This window comes from Micromonospora tulbaghiae (assembly GCF_900091605.1).
In the GTDB taxonomy this organism is placed as follows: Bacteria; Actinomycetota; Actinomycetes; order Mycobacteriales; family Micromonosporaceae; genus Micromonospora; species Micromonospora tulbaghiae.
The window spans coordinates 183,819-197,523 of record NZ_FMCQ01000006.1 but is presented as its reverse complement, the minus strand read 5'-3'; the positions used below and the strand labels follow the sequence as shown (position 1 = coordinate 197,523).

Genomic DNA, 13,705 nt, shown 5'->3' with positions numbered 1-13,705 from the left:
GGTGCGGGCCGGCGCGCTCAGGCGTCGCCGACGGGGGCGCCGGCCGGGGCCGGCGTGACGGCCGGAACGGCCGAGGTCTGGGTGGAGCCGGTCTGGGTGCGGCCGGCCTGGGTCGACCCGGTCTGGGTGGACCCGGTCTGGGTGAGGGCGGGCACCACGAGCGGGGCGCCGCTGACCGGGCAGGGCACCACCACGCAGTCGAGCCCGAACACGTCGCGGACCAGGTCCGCGGTGAGGATCTCGCGCGGTTTGCCGGCGGCCACCACAGCGCCGTCGCGCATGGCGATCAGGTGGCCGGCGTACCGGGCCGCCTGGTTGAGGTCGTGCAGCACGGCCACCACGGTGCGGCCCCGCTCGGCGCGCAGCCGGTGCAGCAGGTCCAGCACCTCGACCTGGTGGGCCAGGTCGAGGAACGTGGTCGGCTCGTCCAGCAGCAGCGCGTCGGTGTCCTGGGCCAGCGTCATGGCGATCCACACCCGCTGGCGCTGCCCGCCGGAGAGCGTGTCCACCGCGCGGTCGGCGAGCGCGCCGACGTCGGCCAGCCGCATGGCCTCCTCGACCGCCCGCCCGTCCTCGGCCGACCACTGCCGCCACCACCGCTGGTAGGGCTGCCGGCCGCGCCCGACCAGGTCGGCCACGGTGATCCCCTCGGGCACCAGCGGGCTCTGCGGCAGGACGCCGAGCCGCCGGGCCACGTCGCGGGTCGGCAGGTCCCGGATCGCCGCGCCGTCCAGCAGCACCGCGCCGCGCCGGGGCGTGAGCAGCCGGGCCATCGTGCGCAGCAGCGTCGACTTGCCGCAGGCGTTCGGGCCGACGATCACGGTGAACGTGTCGGCCGGCAGGTCGAGGTCCAGCCCGTCCAGCACGGTGCGGCCCTCGTAGCCGACGACCAGGTCGCGGGTGGACAGCAGCGCGGTCACGACCGCCTCCCTCGGGTGCGGAGCAGCACGAAGATCAGATACGGCCCGCCGATCGCGGCGGTCAGCACGCCGGCCGGCAGTTGGGTGGGCGCCAGCAGCCGGCGGGCGCCCAGGTCGGCGAGGACCAGCAGCAACGCGCCCAGCAGCGCGGCGCACAGCAGCGGCGGGCGCTCGGCGCGGACCAGCCGGCGGGCCACCTGCGGGGCCACCAGCGCGACGAAGTCGACGGCGCCGACCTGGGCGGTGACCATGGCGGCGGCCAGCACACCCGTCCCGGCCAGGCCGATCCGCCGGGCCACCGGCCGCAGACCGATCCCGCGCGCGGTGTCGTCGTCGAGCGTGCTGCTGCGCAGCGCCCACCCGGCCCAGAGCAGCACCGGCAGCAGGACGGCGAGCGTGCCGGCGATCCAGGCCGCCTCGCTCCACCCCTTGCCGGCGAGCGTGCCGATCAGCCAGATCTGCGCGCGCAGCCCGTCGATCGGGTCGGCGGTGAGCATGACCACCTCGATCAGCGCCCGGAACGCGAACGCGACCGCCACACCGGCCAGCACGAACCGCTGGGCGGCCAGGCCGTGCCGGGCGCCGAGCGCGAACACCACCACCGCCGCGGCCAGGCCGCCGAGCAGCGCCGCCGGCGCCACCAGCACCGCCGCCGCGCCGCTGGTCAACGCGATCGTCGCGGCCAGCCCGGCGCCCTGGGTGACGCCGATGACGTCGGGGCTGGCAAGGGGGTTGCGGGCGACGCTCTGGATCAGCGTGCCGGCCACGCCGAAGGCCGCGCCGGCCACCGCCGCGAGGACCGCGCGAGGCAGTCGCAGGTCGCGCACCACGAGGTCGTACGGGGTGCCCGCACCGGAGAGCGACCGCACCACGTCCACCGGGGCGACGTAGGGCGTACCCAGCGACAGGCTGATCACCACGGCGAGGCAGAGCAGCACGAACAGAACAAGCGCCACCACGACGGGCCGCCACCGGAACGGCACCACCACCGCCCCGAGCCGCAGCACCCCTCGCCCGCGCCGCCGCCCACCGTCCCCACGTCGTTGATCTTGCACTTCGGGCCCTGCGGGTGCCCGGAATGCCCCTTCCGCCGGGGCAGCGAGTGCAAGATCGCGGGAGTGGGGGGCGGGGCGGGTCATGTGGTTACCGTCTTGGCTCGGTGGACCAGGAAGGCCAGGAGGGGCGCGCCGAGCAGGGCCGTGATGATGCCGGCGGGGATCTCGCCGGGCGGCGCGACCAGGCGGCCGGCCACGTCGGCCGTGAGCAGCAGCGCGGGGCCGAGCAGCGCGGCGACCAGGAGCGTCCACCGCTGGTCCGCGCCGACGAGCGCCCGGGCCAGGTGCGGCACCGCCAGCCCGACGAAGGCGATCGGCCCGGCGGCGGCCACCGCCGCGCCGGTGAGCAGCACGCCACCAGCCCCGGCGGCGAGCCGGACCAGGGCGACCCGGTGCCCGAGCCCCCGGGCCACGTCGTCGCCGAGGGCGAGCGCGTCCAGACCCCGGGCGGCGAGCGCGGCCAGCAGCACCCCGGCCACCACGAACGGCAGCACCTGCCCGGCCACGCCGACGTCGCGGCCGGTCAGCCCGCCGACCACCCAGAAGCGGTACTCCTCGAACGTGCGGGCGTCGATGCTGAGCAGCGCGTACACGATGGCGCCGAGACCGGCGTCGAGGGCCGCGCCGACGAGCGCGAGGGTGACCGGGCTGGCGCCCTCGCGGGCGCGGTTGGCGACGGCGAACACGAGCAGCCCGGTGAGCAGCGCACCGGCGATGCCGAACCAGACGTACCCGGCGAGCGTGCCGACGCCGAACACGGCGATGGCCAGCACCACGCCGAACGACGCCCCGGCGCTGATGCCGAGGATGCGCGGCTCGGCCAGCGGGTTGCGGGTGACCGCCTGGAACAGCACCCCGGCCAGCGCCAGCGCGAGGCCGACGACGAGCCCGAGGGCGGTACGCGGCAGCCGCAGTTCCCGGACCACGGTGGTGGCGTCGCCGCCGTCCGGGGACACCAGCGCGTGCCACACCTGGTCGACGGGCAGGTGCCGGCTGCCGAGCGCCAGGCTGGCCAGCAGCGCCAGCAGGAGCAGGAGTGCCGCCGCCACGGTGACCGCGACGCGGCGTACGGTGCCGCGGCGGACGGGAGCCCCGGCCCGCGCGGGCCGGACGGCGACGGTGGTCACGAGGGATCTTGGCCTTCCAGTTAGGTGCGCCTTACCTTAACTGACCTGCTAAGGCGTACCTAAGCGGGCGCTGTCGATGGGGTTGCGCCTCCACCGGGGGGAGGCGCGATGGTGGGCGCATGGACGGTGCGGAGCGCTACTCGATCGGTGACCTGGCCCGGCGGACCGGGCTGCCGGTGAAGACCATCCGGTTCTGGTCCGACCGTGGCATCGTGCCGCCCACCGACCGAGGGCCGGCCGGCCACCGCCGCTACGACGCGGCCGCGGTGGCCCGGCTCGACCTGGTACGGACGTTGCGCGAGCTGGGCGTGGACCTGACCACCGTGCGCCGGGTGGTGACCCGGGAGGTCACCCTGGCCGAGGTCGCCTCGGCGCACGCGGACGCGCTGACCGCGCAGATCCGCCTACTGCGGTCGCGCCGCGCGGTGCTCACGGTGATCGCCCGGCGCGGGGCCACCCCGTCGCAGGCCGACCTGCTGCACCGGCTGGCGGGCCTGGCCGAACGGGAACGACGGCGGCTGGTCGACGAGTTCCTCGACGCGTCCTTCGGCGGGCTGACCGATCCGGGGTTCGCGGGCATCCGCCGGTCACTCACACCGGAGCTGCCGGACGATCCGGACGACTGCCAGATCGAGGCGTGGGTGGAGCTGGCCGAGCTGGCTCTGGACCCGGAGTTCCGGGCCGGGCTGCGCCGGCTGGCCGAGCAGCACGCGGCCGACCGGGCGGGCGCCGAGGGCGTACGCCGGGACGTGGTCGCCGTGGTCCGGGAGGAGGTGGCCCCGGCGCTGGCCGCCGGTGTCGACCCGGCCTCACCCGGGGCAGACCCCGTTCTGGCCCGGGCGGCGGACCGGTACGCGCGGCTCTGCGGCCGGCCGGACGACGCCGGCCTGCGCCGGCGGATGCTGGACCGGTTGCGGACCGCGCGCGACCCTCGCCGGGAGCGGTACCTGGAGCTGCTCGCCGTGGTCAACGGCTGGCCACCGCCCGAGAGCCTGGCGCCGGTGCTGGACTGGTCGATCCGGGCACTGCACGCCCGGCAGCCCCTAGCCTGAGGACATGCGATTCGACAGGCACACGGTGGTGCTCCTGGTCCGCCCGGACGACGCGCCGGACCTGCCGCAGGACGCCCTCGACCGGATCCAGGACGCCCACCTGGCGCACCAGGCCGGGCTGGTGGAGCAGGGCGCGGTGCTCGCGGCCGGGCCGTTCCTGGACGGCGACGACGGGCGCGTCCGCGGTTTCGTGGTGCTGTCGGTGGACCCGCAGATGGCCCGTGAGCTGTACGCGAACGACCCGGCGGTCCGCGCGGGCCGGCTGGTCGCGCAGGTCAGCAGCTGGATGGTGCCGGAGGGTCAGGTTCGCTTCGAGGAGGTGCCGGTCCCCCGCTCGATGCTGGAGGCCGCGGCCGGCGACTGAGTGCCGCGGCTCGCCGCGCCCGGCCCCGGGCCCGGCTTCAGTCCTCGGCGGCCTGCCGGACGCCGGGCACCACAGGCACCGGCCACAGGGCGGCACGCGGCCCGGCCGGCACCTCGACCTGCTGGTCGGACCAGACGTACGTCTCGGGCAGCAGATCGGCGATCGGGATCGCGCGCAGCCCGTCGGGCGGGCCGACGATCACCTTGATCGACGGGAAGTAGTCGAGGAGCACCTGACGGCAGCGCCCGCACGGCGGCAGGACGCCCCGGCCCCGGTCCCCCACCGCGACGATGGCCTCCAGCTCACCCGCGCCCTGTGTCGCGGCGGCCCCGAGAGCCACCACCTCGGCGCACGGGCCGCCGGTGAAGTGGTAGACGTTCACGCCGCTGAACACCCGGCCCTCGGTGCTCCGCACGGCGGCGGCGACGGTGTGGTTGTCGCTGCGGCAACGCAGCTTCGCGACGGCGGTGGCAGCCTGCACGAGCGCCCGGTCGGTGTCCCGCATGATCATCCCCGCCCCTCGTCGGCCTCGTCCGTCGGCCTCGTCGGCGGCAACTTTATCCGGCGGGGACGGCCCGGGCAGGGAGGGCACGCCCGGCGCCGGTAACCCGGGGGCGGTCCGCCGCGCGGCTGCCTATCCTTGGCGACGACATGCAGAATCCAGCCGTACCCGCCGCCCCTGAGACCGCCCGCGACCTGCACCGCCGCCTCGGCCCCCTGATGTTCCGCGACCAGCGGCGGCTCCAGCGGCGGCTCGACGGCGTGCGCAAGCTGCGCGACCCGCAGCGGCGGGAGGCGGCGCTGGCCGAGATCGGGGCCGAGGTGACCCGGGCCGAGGCGCGGCTGGCGTCGCGCCGCGCGGCCGTGCCGGCGATCACCTATCCGCCGCAGTTGCCGGTCAGCGAGCGCAAGGACGACATCGCCGCCGCGATCCGCGACCACCAGGTGGTGATCGTGGCCGGCGAGACCGGCTCCGGGAAGACCACCCAGCTCCCCAAGATCTGCCTGGAGCTGGGGCGCGGCATCACCGGCCTGATCGGGCACACCCAGCCCCGGCGGCTGGCGGCCCGCACGGTCGCCGACCGGATCGCCGACGAACTCGGCACCGAGCTGGGCGACGTGGTCGGCTACAAGGTGCGCTTCACCGACCAGGTGGGCGACAACAGCCTGGTCAAGCTGATGACCGACGGCATCCTGCTGGCCGAGTTGCAGACCGACCGGATGCTGCGGCAGTACGACACACTGATCATCGACGAGGCACACGAGCGCAGCCTCAACATCGACTTCATCCTCGGCTATCTCAGGCAGCTCCTCCCCCGCCGGCCCGACCTCAAGGTGGTCATCACCTCGGCGACCATCGAGACCGACCGGTTCGCGAAGCACTTCGCCGACGCCGACGGCAACCCGGCGCCCGTGGTCGAGGTGTCCGGGCGCACGTACCCGGTGGAGGTCCGTTACCGGCCACTGGTCGAGGTCACCGAGACCGAGGAGGAGGACGAGGCCGACGAGGAGAACGTCCGGGACCAGATCCAGGCGATCGGCGACGCGGTCGAGGAGCTGGCCACCGAGGGGCCGGGCGACATCCTCGTGTTCCTCAGCGGGGAGCGGGAGATCCGGGACACCGCCGACGCGCTGGGCAAGCTGGTGCAGAAGAAGCGGTCGCTGCTCGGCACCGAGATCCTGCCGCTGTACGCCCGGCTCTCCACCGCCGAGCAGCACCGGGTCTTCGCCGCGCACAGCAACCGCCGGGTGGTGCTGGCCACGAACGTCGCGGAGACCTCGCTGACGGTGCCCGGCATCAAGTACGTGGTGGACCCGGGCACCGCCCGGATCTCCCGCTACTCCAGCCGGCTCAAGGTGCAGCGGCTGCCGATCGAGCCGGTCTCGCAGGCCAGCGCCAACCAGCGCAAGGGCCGCTGCGGGCGTACCTCGGACGGCATCTGCATCCGCCTCTACGACGAGCAGGACTTCACCTCCCGCCCCGAGTTCACCGACCCGGAGATCCTGCGGACCAACCTGGCCTCGGTCATCCTCCAGATGACATCGATCGGGCTCGGCGACGTCGCGGCGTTCCCGTTCATCGACCCGCCGGACCGGCGCAACGTCGCCGACGGCGTCAACCTGCTGCACGAGCTGGGCGCGCTGGACCCGGCCGAGACCGACCCGGCGAAGCGACTCACCGCCCTGGGGCGGCGGCTGGCCCAGCTCCCGGTCGACCCCCGGCTGGCCCGGATGGTCCTGGAGGGCGAGCGCAACGGCTGCGCCACCGAGGTGGTGGTGATCGCCGCCGCGCTGTCCATCCAGGACCCGCGCGAACGCCCGGCCGACAAGCAGGCCCAGGCCGACCAGGCGCACGCCCGGTTCGCCGACTCCGAGTCGGACTTCGTCGCGTACCTGAACCTGTGGCGGTATCTGCGGGAGAAGCAGCGGGAACTGTCCTCCAGCGCGTTCCGCCGGATGTGCAAGGCCGAATACCTCAACTACCTTCGGGTACGCGAGTGGCAGGACATCGTCAGCCAGTTGCGCCAGGTCCTGCGTACCTCGGACAAGGGTGAGGGCCGCCGCGGCGCCGGGGCCGACCTGCCGGAGGAGATCGACACCCCGAAGGTGCACCAGTCGCTGCTGCCCGGCCTGCTGTCGCACCTCGGCCTCAAGGACGCGCAGAAGCACGAGTACCTCGGCGCGCGGGGCGCGAAGTTCGGGATCTTCCCCGGGTCGGCGTTGTTCAAGAAGCCGCCGCGCTGGGTGATGGCCGCCGAGCTGGTGGAGACGTCGCGGCTGTGGGGCCGGGTGGCCGGGCGGGTCGAGCCGGAGTGGGTCGAGCCGCTGGCCCAGCACCTGGTCAAGCGCAGCTACAGCGAGCCGCACTGGGAGAAGAAGCAGGCCGCGGTGATGGCCTACGAGAAGGTCACGCTGTACGGCATCCCGATCGTCACCTCCCGCAAGGTGAACTTCGGGCGGATCGACGCAGGTCTGAGCCGGGAGCTGTTCATCCGGCACGCCCTGGTGGAGGGCGACTGGCAGACGCACCACCAGTTCTGGCGGGACAACCAGAAGCTCCTGACCGAGATCGAGGAGCTGGAGAACCGGGCCCGGCGCCGCGACATCCTGGTCGACGACGAGACCATCTTCGCCTTCTACGACCAGCGGATCCCCGCCGACGTGGTCTCCGGCCGGCACTTCGACTCCTGGTGGAAGAAGACCCGCCGGGAACAGCCCGAGCTGCTCACGTTCACCCGCGAACTGCTCGTCAACGACGGCCGGAGCGGGGTGGACGAGGGGGACTTCCCGGACGAGTGGCGGGCCGACGGCGTGACGCTGCCGCTGACGTACACGTTCGACCCGACCGCGCCCACCGACGGCGTGACGGTGGACATCCCGCTGCCGCTGCTCAACCAGGTGCCGGCGGAGACCTTCGACTGGCAGGTGCCGGGGCTGCGCGAGGAACTGGTGATCGCGCTGATCCGGTCGCTGCCCAAGCCGGTGCGGCGCAACTTCGTGCCGGTGCCCGACTTCGCCCGCGCCGCGCTGGCCGCGATCACCCCGGGCGAGGAGCCGCTGCTCGCCGCGCTGACCCGGGAGTTGCGCCGGATGACCGGCGTGACCGTACCGGCGGACGCGTGGGACCTGGGCCGGCTGCCGCCGCACCTGCGGGTCACGTTCCGGGTGCTCGGCGACGACGACAAGCCGGTCGCCGAGGGCAAGGATCTGCCGGCGCTGCAACGCGAGCTGCGCCAGGAGGTACGCCAGGTCGTGGCCGCCGCCGCGCCGGACGTGGCCCGTACCGGGCTGACCGAGTGGTCGATCGGCGCGCTGCCGCGCAGCATCGAGCAGGTACGCGCCGGCTTCGCGGTGACCGCGTACCCGGCGCTGGTGGACGAGGGCGCGACGGTCGGGGTGAAGGTGTTCGACTCCGCCGCCGAGCAGGAGGCCGCGCACTGGGCGGGCACCCGGCGGCTGCTGCGGCTGACGCTGCCGTCGCCGGCGAAGTTCCTCCAGGGGCGGCTGAGCAACGAGGCGAAACTGGCGCTGTCCCGCAACCCGCACGGCAGCGTGCCGGAGCTGATCGAGGACGCGGCCGGCGCGGCGATCGACAAGCTGATCGGTGACGCGGGCGGTCCCGCCTGGGATGCCGAGGGCTTCGCCGCGCTGCGCGACAGGGTGCGCGCCGACCTGGTGGACACGGTCGTCGAGGTGATGGAGCGGGTGCGGCGGGTGCTCGCCGCCGGGTACGCGGTGGAGCAGCGGCTCGGCGCCACCCGCAACCTGGCGGTGGTGGCCGCGCTGGCCGACATCCGCGGCCAGCTCACCGGCCTGGTGCACAAGGGCTTCGTGACCGAGACGGGGTACGCGCGCCTGCCCGACCTGCTGCGCTACCTGACCGCGATCGAGCGGCGGCTGGACCGGCTGGCCGGCAACCCGCAGCGGGACAAGTCTCAGCAGGACCGCGTCGCCGTGGTGCAGAAGGAGTACCAGGACATGCTCGCCGCGCTGCCCCCGCCGAGGCGCGCGACCCCGGCGGCCCGCCAGATCCGCTGGATGATCGAGGAGCTTCGGGTGAACGTCTTCGCCCAGGCCCTGGGAACCCCCTACCCGGTGTCGGAGCAGCGCATCTACCGAGCCATGGACGACGCCGAGGGCCGCTGACCCCCCCTCGACGCGTTGATCTTGCACTTGGCGCCCCCGCACCGGGGTTTTCGCCCCTTTCGCCGGGGCCCAATGTGCAAGATCAACGACGCGGCGGGGCGGGGCTACAGCGGCTCTACGCCTGGGGGGAGTTCGGCGGTGGCGGTGGCGTCGTGGACGTACTCCAGGAGGATGCGGCGCAGCTCGCGCCCGGCATGGGTGGGCACCACGTCGCGGCGGCGGGCCACCGCGATGGTCCGGCGGACGCCGGGCGGGACGAGCCGGGTGACCCGGATGCCGGCCCGGCGGGCCACCACGATGCCGGGCACCAGCGCGACGCCGAGCCCGGCCTCGACGAAGCTGAGCACCGCGTCCATCTCCCCGCCGTCCACGGACAGGGTCGGCTCGAAGCCGGCCGCACGGCACGCCTGGAGCGTGGCGTCGCGCAGGTCGTAGCCCTCGCGGAACATGACGAGCGGCTGGTCGCGCAGGTCGGTGATGCGCAGCTCCCCCTCGGGCGAGGCGCCGGGCAGCGGATCGACCGAGGCGACCACGAGGCTCTCGCGCAGGATCGGGTCGGCGCGCAGCCCCGGGTCGGTGCCGGCCGACGGCATGATGATCAGGGCGAGGTCGAGGTCGCCGCGGAGCAGGTCCCGGACGAGGTCCTGCGAGCCGCCCTCCTCGACCCGCAGGTCGACAGTGGGGTACGCGTCGCGGAACCGCCGCAGCACCGGCGGGGCGAGCGAGGTGGCCAGGCTGGGTGTGGCGCCGAGCCGGACCCGGCCACGGCGCAGCCCCACCAGCTCCTGCACCTCGCGGGTCGCGGTCTCCACGTCGGCCAGGATCCGCTTGGCCAGCGGCAGCAGCACCTCGCCGGCCGCGGTGAGTGTGATGTTGCCCCTTACCCGTTCGAACAACGGGGCACCGAGGTCGGCCTCCAGCGCGTGAATTTGCTTACTCAACGAGGGCTGGGTTATGCCGACAAGATCGGCTGCCTGGGTGAAATGTCGTACTTCGGCGACCGCTACGAAGTACCGAAGCTGATGGAGCTGCATCTACATAGCTTACGGCTATCAACACTGCGATTTCGATGCATTGGACGCCTGATCGAAGTGCTCCTAGCGTCGTTCGCGTGGTAATCACGAAAACTCGGTCGCCCATCCGCTCGAACGTCGGCCTCAAGGCCGTCATGGCGGTGACGGGCATCATCCTTGTGCTGTTCCTGATCCTGCACATGCTCGGGAACCTGAAGATCTTCACGGGCGAGACGTCGTTCGACCACTACGCGCACTGGCTGCGGGACATCGGCACGCCGCTGCTGCCCACGACCTGGTTCCTGTGGATCCAGCGCACGGTGCTCACCGCGGCCGTCCTCGGGCACATCGGTGCCGCCACCGTGCTCGCGATGCGGTCCCGGGCCGCCCGCCCGGTGAAGTACGCGCACCGCCGCAAGATCCACGTGAACTACGCGGCCCGCACGATGCGCTGGGGTGGTGTGATCATCCTGCTCTTCGTGATCTACCACATCCTGGACCTGACCACGGGTCACCTGAACCCGCAGGGCGACCCGTCGAACCCGTACGGCAACGTGGTCGCCGGCTTCGCGCCGGAGCGCTGGTACGTCACGCTCTTCTACACCCTCGCGCTGGTGACCCTCGGCTTCCACCTGCGCCACGGCGCCTTCAGCGCGTTCCGCAGCCTCGGCCAGCAGACGCCCAAGGGCGAGCGCCGGGCCCGGATCGCCGCGCTCGTCTTCGCCGTCGCGCTCGTCGGCGGCTACCTGCTGGTCCCGTTCGCCGTGATCACCGGATTGGTGGCCTGACATGGATCTCTACACCGAGGGCGACCCGATCGCCGACACCCGGGCCCCGGACGGCCCGGTCGAGACGCGGTGGGAGCGCCACCGCTTCGAGATGAAGCTGGTCAACCCGGCCAACCGCCGGAAGATGACGGTGATCGTGGTCGGCACCGGCCTGGCCGGCGGCTCCGCCGCCGCCACGCTGGCCGAGCAGGGCTACCAGGTGCGGTCCTACTGCTACCAGGACAGCCCGCGCCGGGCCCACTCGATCGCCGCGCAGGGCGGCATCAACGCCGCCAAGAACTACCGCAACGACGGCGACTCGGTGCACCGGCTCTTCTACGACACGGTCAAGGGCGGCGACTTCCGCTCCCGTGAGTCGAACGTGCACCGGCTGGCCGAGGTGTCGGTCAACATCATCGACCAGTGCGTGGCCCAGGGCGTGCCGTTCGCCCGCGAGTACGGCGGCCTGCTGGACACGCGCTCCTTCGGCGGCGCCCAGGTGCAGCGCACCTTCTACGCCCGGGGCCAGACGGGCCAGCAGCTGCTGCTCGGCGCGTACCAGGCCCTGGAGCGGCAGATCGGCCTGGGCAACGTGGAGATGAACGCCCGCCACGAGATGCTCGAACTGGTCCTCGTCGACGGCCGTGCGCGCGGCATCGTGGTGCGCGACATGGTCACCGGCGAGATCAGCACCGAGATGGCCGACGCGGTCGTGCTCGCCTCCGGCGGCTACGGCAACGTCTTCTACCTCTCCACGAACGCCAAGGGCTGCAACGTCACCGCCTCCTGGCGGGCGCACCGCAAGGGCGCGTACTTCGCCAACCCCTGCTACACCCAGATCCACCCGACCTGCATCCCGGTCTCCGGCGACCACCAGTCGAAGCTGACCCTGATGAGCGAGTCGCTGCGCAACGACGGCCGGGTGTGGGTGCCCAAGGCCAAGGGCGACCAGCGCAGCCCGCGGGAGATCCCCGAGGACGAGCGGGACTACTACCTGGAGCGGATCTACCCGTCCTTCGGCAACCTGGTCCCCCGCGACATCGCCTCCCGCGCTGCGAAGAACGTCTGCGACTCCGGACGCGGCGTCGGCCCGACCGGCCTCGGCGTCTACCTGGACTTCGCCGACGCGATCAACCGGCTCGGCCGCAAGGCCATCGAGGCCAAGTACGGCAACCTCTTCGAGATGTACGAGCGGATCACCGGCGAGGATCCGTACGAGGTGCCGATGCGGATCTACCCCGCCGTGCACTACACGATGGGCGGTCTCTGGGTCGACTACGACCTCCAGTCGAGCATCCCCGGCCTGTTCGTGATCGGTGAGGCCAACTTCTCCGACCACGGCGCGAACCGGCTCGGCGCCTCGGCGCTGATGCAGGGCCTGGCCGACGGCTACTTCGTGCTGCCGAACACGCTCGCCAACTACCTGGCCTCCTCCGGCCCGCTGGACAAGGTCGACGCCAGCCACCCCGAGGCGGTCGCGGCGCGTACCGAGGTCGAGGACCGGATCAAGCGGCTGCTCGCGATCAACGGCGACCGCACCGTGGACTCGTTCCACCGCGAGCTGGGCCAGATCATGTGGGAGCACTGCGGCATGGAGCGCTCCGAGGCCGGGCTGCGCAAGGCGATCGACGAGATCCGCGCGCTGCGCGAGCAGTTCTGGCAGCGGGTGCGCGTCCCGGGCGACGGCGAGGGGCTCAACCAGTCGCTGGAGAAGGCCGGCCGGGTGGCCGACTTCTTCGAGCTGGCCGAGCTGATGTGCATCGACGCCCTGCACCGCGAGGAGTCCTGCGGCGGCCACTTCCGGGCCGAGCACCAGACGCCCGACGGCGAGGCGCAGCGCGACGACGACCGGTTCGCCTACGTGGCGGCCTGGGAGTACACCGGCACCGGTGAGCCCGTGCTGCACAAGGAAGACCTGACCTTCGAATACGTCCACCCCACGCAGCGGAGCTACAAGTGAACCTGACCCTGCGCATCTGGCGCCAGCACGGCCCCGAGGACAAGGGTCGGATGGTGACCTACCCGGTGCAGGACGTGTCCCCGGACATGTCCTTCCTGGAGATGCTCGACGTACTCAACGAGCGGCTGATCCTGGACGGCGAGGAGCCAATCGCGTTCGACCACGACTGCCGCGAGGGCATCTGCGGCATGTGCAGCCTCATGATCAACGGTGAGGCGCACGGCCCGCAGCGCGGCACCACCGCCTGCCAGCTGCACATGCGGCAGTTCTCCGACGGCGACACGATCGACATCGAGCCCTGGCGGGCCCGCGCCTTCCCGGTCGTCAAGGACCTGGTCGTCAACCGCAACGCGTTCGACCAGATCATCGCCGCCGGCGGCTACGTCACCGCGCCGACCGGCAGCGCCCCGGAGGCGCACTCGGTGCCGGTGCCGAAGGCCGACGCGGACGCCGCGTTCGAGTCTGCGGCCTGCATCGGCTGCGGCGCCTGCGTGGCGGCCTGCCCGAACGGCTCCGGCATGCTGTTCACCGCCGCGAAGATCACCCAGCTCTCGCTGCTGCCGCAGGGCCAGCCGGAGCGCTACACCCGGGTGATCGGCATGGTGGACGCGCACGACGAGGCCGGCTTCGGCGGCTGCACCAACATCGGCGAGTGCGCCTCGGCCTGCCCGAAGGGCATCCCGCTGAACACCATCGGCCGGCTCAACCGGGACTACCTGAAGGCGACGGCCAAGCGCGCCGGCTCCTGACCGGACACCGCACGACCCAGGCGACCGCCGCGCCCCGCATCCGCGGGGCGC

The 13,705-nt window shown here is 73.0% G+C and carries 11 protein-coding genes; 6 read left to right on the top strand and 5 right to left on the bottom strand.

Annotation, left to right across the window (positions count from 1 at the left end; translation table 11 throughout):
• Positions 1-17 precede the first annotated feature (17 nt).
• The 3 genes from GA0070562_RS19020 to GA0070562_RS19010 form a co-directional block, all read right to left on the bottom strand.
• Positions 18-920 carry an ABC transporter ATP-binding protein gene (locus GA0070562_RS19020; RefSeq protein ID WP_091423819.1) on the bottom strand — a complete coding sequence of 301 codons (903 nt, stop codon included), beginning with the start codon at positions 918-920 and terminating at the stop codon, positions 18-20.
• Positions 917-1,927 (bottom strand): FecCD family ABC transporter permease, encoded by a 1,011-nt coding sequence (locus GA0070562_RS19015; protein WP_091423816.1) that lies wholly within the window; start codon positions 1,925-1,927, stop codon positions 917-919. The genes GA0070562_RS19020 and GA0070562_RS19015 overlap by 4 nt, the downstream gene beginning before the upstream one ends.
• A 128-nt stretch (positions 1,928-2,055) precedes the next feature.
• Positions 2,056-3,102 carry a FecCD family ABC transporter permease gene (locus GA0070562_RS19010; protein WP_091423812.1) on the bottom strand — a complete coding sequence of 349 codons (1,047 nt, stop codon included), beginning with the start codon at positions 3,100-3,102 and terminating at the stop codon, positions 2,056-2,058.
• A gap of 119 nt (positions 3,103-3,221) precedes the next feature.
• Here GA0070562_RS19010 and GA0070562_RS30925 point away from each other — a divergent pair, with 119 nt between their 5' ends.
• Complete coding sequence (locus GA0070562_RS30925; protein WP_091423809.1) at positions 3,222-4,154, top strand: MerR family transcriptional regulator; 933 nt, start codon at positions 3,222-3,224, stop codon at positions 4,152-4,154.
• Between the two features lie 4 nt (positions 4,155-4,158).
• Positions 4,159-4,518 carry a YciI family protein gene (locus tag GA0070562_RS19000; protein ID WP_091423804.1) on the top strand — a complete coding sequence of 120 codons (360 nt, stop codon included), beginning with the start codon at positions 4,159-4,161 and terminating at the stop codon, positions 4,516-4,518.
• 37 nt (positions 4,519-4,555) lie between these two features.
• Here the strand turns inward: GA0070562_RS19000 and GA0070562_RS18995 are convergent, their stop codons facing one another.
• Positions 4,556-5,029, bottom strand: a complete 474-nt coding sequence (locus GA0070562_RS18995; RefSeq protein WP_091423799.1) for a cytidine deaminase family protein — start codon at positions 5,027-5,029, stop codon at positions 4,556-4,558.
• 140 nt (positions 5,030-5,169) lie between these two features.
• Between GA0070562_RS18995 and hrpA the strand changes: the two genes are divergently transcribed.
• Positions 5,170-9,165, top strand: a complete 3,996-nt coding sequence (gene hrpA, locus GA0070562_RS18990; RefSeq protein ID WP_091423796.1) for an ATP-dependent RNA helicase HrpA — start codon at positions 5,170-5,172, stop codon at positions 9,163-9,165.
• Positions 9,166-9,269: 104 nt separating this feature from the next.
• Here hrpA and GA0070562_RS18985 read toward each other — a convergent pair whose 3' ends face one another.
• On the bottom strand, positions 9,270-10,199 hold the full coding sequence (locus tag GA0070562_RS18985) for a LysR family transcriptional regulator (protein WP_091423792.1): 930 nt from the start codon (positions 10,197-10,199) through the stop codon (positions 9,270-9,272).
• Positions 10,200-10,282: 83 nt separating this feature from the next.
• On the opposite strand from GA0070562_RS18985, the gene GA0070562_RS18980 reads away from it, so the two are divergent.
• The 3 genes from GA0070562_RS18980 to GA0070562_RS18970 are packed head-to-tail and all read left to right on the top strand — an operon-like array spanning position 10,283 to position 13,654.
• The gene (locus tag GA0070562_RS18980) at positions 10,283-10,966 is read left to right on the top strand and encodes a succinate dehydrogenase cytochrome b subunit (protein WP_091424539.1); all 684 of its coding nucleotides are present in this window, start codon (positions 10,283-10,285) and stop codon (positions 10,964-10,966) included.
• A gap of 1 nt (position 10,967) precedes the next feature.
• The gene (locus GA0070562_RS18975; RefSeq protein ID WP_091423788.1) at positions 10,968-12,905 is read left to right on the top strand and encodes a fumarate reductase/succinate dehydrogenase flavoprotein subunit; all 1,938 of its coding nucleotides are present in this window, start codon (positions 10,968-10,970) and stop codon (positions 12,903-12,905) included.
• Positions 12,902-13,654 carry a succinate dehydrogenase/fumarate reductase iron-sulfur subunit gene (locus GA0070562_RS18970; RefSeq protein WP_091423785.1) on the top strand — a complete coding sequence of 251 codons (753 nt, stop codon included), beginning with the start codon at positions 12,902-12,904 and terminating at the stop codon, positions 13,652-13,654. Before GA0070562_RS18975 ends, GA0070562_RS18970 begins: the two co-directional genes overlap by 4 nt.
• Positions 13,655-13,705: the final 51 nt, after the last annotated feature.